General features: G+C 73.0%; 1 protein-coding gene. It reads right to left on the bottom strand.

Annotated elements, in window-relative coordinates:
- The coding region (locus ACWEN3_RS41545; RefSeq protein ID WP_452982438.1) for an SDR family NAD(P)-dependent oxidoreductase at positions 1–4905 on the bottom strand (4905 nt) is incomplete at both ends.

The raw sequence follows: 4905 nt of genomic DNA, 5'->3' as shown, positions 1-4905 counted from the left end.
GCCGCGGCCGCGGCGGGCGCCTCCTCGATGATGGTGTGCGCGTTGGTGCCGCCGATGCCGAAGGACGACACCGCGGCCCGGCGGGGCCCGGCGATCCCGGGCCACGGCACCGGCTCGGTCAGCAGCCGCACGGCGCCCGCCGACCAGTCGACGTGCGCGGTCGGCTCGTCCACGTGCAGGGTCTGCGGCAGCACGCCGTGCCGCATCGCGAGCACCATCTTGATCACACCGGCGACGCCCGCGGCCGCCTGCGTGTGACCGATGTTGGACTTGATCGAGCCCAGCCACACCGGCCGGTCGTCGGAGCGTTCCTGCCCGTACGTGGCGAGGAGCGCCTGCGCCTCGATCGGGTCCCCGAGCCGGGTGCCCGTGCCGTGGGCCTCGACGGCGTCCACGTCGGCCGGCGTGAGCCCGGCGGAGGCCAGGGCCTGCCGGATCACCCGCTGCTGGGAGGGTCCGTTGGGCGCGGTCAGACCGTTGGACGCACCGTCCTGGTTCACCGCGCTGCCGCGGACCACCGCCAGCACCTGGTGCCCGTTCCGACGGGCGTCGGACAGCCGTTCCACCAGCAGCAGGCCGACGCCTTCGCCCCAGCCCGTGCCGTCGGCACCGGCCGCGAACGCCTTGCACCGGCCGTCGGGCGAGAGCCCGCGCTGCCGGCTGAACTCCACGAACAGGTCCGGCGTGGTCATGACGGTGACGCCCCCGACCAGGGCCATCGTGCACTCGCCGCCCCGCAGTGCCTGCGCGGCGAGGTGGAGCGCCACGAGCGACGACGAGCACGCCGTGTCGACCGTGACCGCGGGGCCCTCGAGCCCGAAGGTGTAGGAGATGCGGCCGGAGACGACCGAGGCCGCCTTGCCGGTGAGCGCGTACCCCTCGATCTCCTCGGGCGCGTTGCGCAGCCCGTTGGCGTAGTCCTGGCCGTTGGTGCCGATGAAGACACCGGTGCGGCTGGCGCGGACGGACGCGGGGGCGATGCCGGCGCGCTCGAATGCCTCCCACGCGGTCTCCAGCAGCAGCCGCTGCTGCGGGTCCATGGCCAGCGCCTCGCGCGGAGAGATCCCGAAGAGACCTGCGTCGAAGCGGTCGGCGCCCTGGATGAAGCCGCCCTCGCGCGTGTACGTCCTGCCGGGCCGGTCGGGGTCGGGGTCGTAGAGGGCGTCGATGTCCCAGCCGCGGTCGGTGGGGAAGCCGGACATCGCGTCCCGGCCGGAGCTCAGCAGCTCCCACAGGTCCTCCGGCGACTGGACGCCGCCGGGGAAGCGGCAGCTCATGCTGACGATCGCGAGCGGCTCGTCGGCCGCGGCGGCCGTCGTCCGCGCGGCGTCCCCCGTCGGCCCGGACCGGCCGAGGAGCTCCTCGCCCAGGTGACGGGCCAGCGCGGTGGGGGTCGGGTGGTCGAAGACCAGGGTGGTGGGCAGCTTGAGGCCGGTGGCCGTGTTGAGCCGGTGGCGCAGTTCGACGGCTGTGAGCGAGTCGAAGCCGGTCTCGCGGAACGTCCGGTCGGCTTCGAAGCCGCCCTTGCCCCTGTGGCCGAGCACCGTGGCTGCCTGCTCGCGGACCAGGGCCAGCAGGATGCGGCCCTGTTCCCCCGGCGTGGCGCCGAGGAGGCGATGGACCAGCGCGGCCGCCGGCACGTCGGCGCTCCGCGCGGCCCGGTCGCGTGCTTCGAGGGCCTTGCGGGCCTCGGGCACACCGTGCAGCAGCGGGCAGGGGCGGGTGCCGGCGAAGGCCGGGACGAAGCGGTCCCAGTCCACGTCCGCGACGGTCACGGAGGTCTCGTCGTGGGTCAGCGCACCGTGCAGCACGGCGATCGCGGGAAGGGCCGGGATCGCCCGTACGCCGCGCCGCCGCAGGTGGTCACCGGCAACGCCGTCGGCCATGCCCCCGCCCGCCCAGGATCCCCACGCGACGGCCAGCGCGGGCAGGCCCTGCGCCCGGCGCTGCTCGGCGAGGGCGTCGAGGAAGGCGTTCGCGGCACCGTAGGCGCCCTGGCCGCCGTTGCCCCAGACGCCGGTCATCGAGGAGAAGAGCACGAAGGCGTCGAGGTCCCGGCGGTCCCGGGTGAGCTCGTGCAGGTGGAGCGCCGCGTCCACCTTGGGGCGCAGCACGTGGTCGAGGCGCTCGGGCGTGAGCGATTCGACCAGGCCGTCGTCGATCACGCCCGCGGTGTGCACCACGGCGTTCACGGTGTGCCGGCCGAACAACTCGGCGAGCGCGTCGCGGTCGGCCGCGTCGCACGCGGCGACGGTGACCTGAGCACCCAACTCCTCCAGCTCCGCACTGAGTTCCGCGGCGCCGGGGGCGTCGGGGCCACGGCGGCTGGTGAGCACCAGGTGCTCGGCACCGGCACCGGCGAGCCAGCGGGCCACGTGCCCGCCCAGCGCACCCGTACCACCGGTCACGAGCACGGTGCCGCGCGGCGACCAGGGTGCGTCCGCCGGTGCCGCGCTCCGCGGCGCGCGCACGAGACGACGGCCGGACACGCCGGAGGCGCGTACGGCGAGCTGGTCCTCGTCGGCCTGGGCCAGCAGCCCGGCCAGTCGCTCCAGCGCGCGGGAGTCGAGCTCGGCCGGCAGGTCGACGAGCCCGCCCCAGCGCTGCGGCTGTTCCAGGGCGACGATCCTGCCCAGGCCCCAGAGCCGGGCGGATACGGGGTCGGTCAGCGGATCCCCCGTGCCGGTCGACACCGCGCCGCTGGTCAGGCACCACAGCGGAGCCTCGATCCCGGCGTCGCCGAGGGCCTGGACGAGCAGGACGAGCCGTTGGAGCGCGTCCGTCCCCGCTTCTCCCTGTGCCGCGGCGAACAGGATGCCGTCGGCGTGTTCGTGCCCGGCGTCGGCCAAGGCCTGGGCGAGCGCGCCGCGGTCGGTGTCCTCACCCACGGCGAACGGTACGAGCGCGACGCCGAGTTCCGTGAGCCCGGCTCGGATCGCCTCGGTCCACGCGGTCTCCTCGGAGACCACGTAGAGCCAGGTCCCCGACGGAGTGGCCCCGACCACGTCACCGAGCGGCTGCCAGGTGATCCGGTAGCGCCAGCCGTCGGCGGTGGACTGCTCGCGCCGCTGCCTGCGCCAGGCTGACAACTTGGGTGCGACCACGTCCAGTTCGGCGGGCTCCAGTCCCAGGAGCGCACCTAGAGACGCCTGGTCGTCGCTCTCGACACGGTCCCAGAACTCGGTGTCCATCGCCTCCGGGACACCTGCGGCCGCCACCTGAGGCGAATCCAGCCAGTAGCGCTCCTGCTGGAAGGCGTAGGTCGGCAGGTCGACGCGCCGGGCACCCGGGAAGAGCGCCTGCCAGTCCGGGGATACGCCGTGGGTGTGCAGCTGCCCGATTGCGGTGACGAGCGCGTACGGCTCGGGGCGGTCGGCTCGGAGTACAGGGATGGTGACGACGTCGTCCACACAGCCCTGGGCCATGCCGCTGAGGACACCGCCCGGGCCGATCTCCACGAACGTCGTCACACCCAACTCGTGCAACGTCCCGATGCCGTCGGCGAACCGGACCGCCTCGCGGACGTGCCGGACCCAGTACTCCAGGGTGTACGACTCGGCCAGGCGACCGGTGAGGTTGGAAACCACCGGGATTCGCGGCTCGTTGAAGGTCAGACCCCGAATGACTCGTCCGAACTCCTCCAACATCGGATCCATCAACGGCGAATGGAACGCGTGACTGACCTTCAACCGTGACGTCTTACGACCCCGAGAGGCGAACACCTCGGCAACCGCCGCGACCGCATCCTCCGCACCGGAAACGACCACAGACTGCGGGCCGTTGACCGCCGCGATACCGACCTCGTCGGTCAGGAGGGGCAGCACCTCCTCCTCGGTCGCCTGCACAGCGACCATCGCCCCACCGGCAGGCAACGCCTGCATCAACGCAGCCCGCGCCGACACCAACTTCGCCGCATCCTCCAACGACAACACCCCAGCCACATGCGCGGCCGCGATCTCACCCACCGAGTGACCGGCCACGTAATCCGGCCGGACACCCCACGACTCCAGCAACCGGAACAACGCCACCTCAACGGCGAACAACGCAGGCTGCGTCGAACCCGTCTGGTTCAACTCCTCAGAGTCCACATCCACCGTGGCACCGAGATGCGCACACACCTCGTCATACGCCGCAGCGAACACCGGATAGGACGCATACAGCTCACGCCCCATCCCCAGCCGCTGCGAACCCTGCCCCGAGAACAAGAACCCGACCTTGCCCCCGACGGGACCGTCCACGGGAGCAGCGCCGGAGACAATCGCCTCCAGCCCCTGGCGGAACTCCCCAAGCTCCTCCCCCACGACCGCCGCACGGCGCTCCAGCACCGCACGCGACGTCGCCAGCGAGAACGCCACATCCTCCGGCCGAACCCCGGCACCCTCAACACCGTCGACGCCCTCAGCGTCCAGGAAGGACAGCAGCCGGCCCGCCTGCTCCCGCAGCGCCGCATCGCTCTTCGCCGACAGCACCCACGGAACCGGTCCGGCAACGGCCGTCCCGCGGGCGGGCTCCTCGCTCGGCGCGGCCTGTTCGACGATGACGTGCGCGTTGGTGCCGCTGATGCCGAAGGAGGACACCGCTGCCCGGCGCGGCGCGTCGGTCTCCGGCCACTGCACGGCCTCGGTCAGCAGCCGGACGTCACCGGCCGACCAGTCCACGTGCGGCGTCGGCTCGTCCACGTGCAGGGTCTGCGGCAGCACGCCGTGGCGCATCGCCATGACCATCTTGATCACGCCGGCCACGCCGGCCGCGGCCTGGGTGTGACCGATGTTCGACTTCAGCGAGCCCAGCCACAGCGGCCGGTCGCCGTCCCGTCCCCGGCCGTAGGCGGCGATGAGGGCTTCCGCCTCGATCGGGTCGCCGAGCCGCGTGCCCGTGCCGTGCGCCTCCACGGCGTCCACGTCC

The sequence above is a fragment of the Streptomyces sp. NPDC004561 genome (assembly GCF_053602155.1).
The sequence above is the reverse complement of the archived record's forward strand: the minus strand, read 5'-3'. Positions and strand labels throughout refer to the sequence as shown.